Here is a 259-nt window from a genome sequence, read left to right on the forward strand (position 1 = left end):
CTCATATACCTAGTGACATAAAAGCCATCTACCAAGTACTCGAAGCTTTAGACGATTTTACTTTAAGAAATTCCGTGTTTGTAGCACCTTGTCTGCAGCATGACGAGGGAGCTAAATTCATTTTTTCAATATATAAAAGTAGTGATTTAGTAATTGGAACAAGGTTTCACTCAAATGTCTGTGCGATTTCAATGGGAGTGCCAACTATTGGACTAGTTGCTTTAGATCGAGTTAAATATCTGTACGATAAATTCGGATT

Annotated in this window: 1 protein-coding gene; it reads left to right on the forward strand. The window is 35.9% G+C overall.

Annotated features, from left to right (window positions below; translation table 11 throughout):
* Positions 1-259, forward strand: a 259-nt coding sequence (locus tag R0K30_RS22470) for a polysaccharide pyruvyl transferase family protein (RefSeq protein ID WP_410613116.1), incomplete at both ends; no start/stop codon positions are given.

It is taken from the genome of Bacillus sp. SIMBA_154, assembly GCF_046536015.1.
GTDB classification, from domain to species: Bacteria; Bacillota; Bacilli; order Bacillales; family Bacillaceae; genus Bacillus; species Bacillus pumilus_P.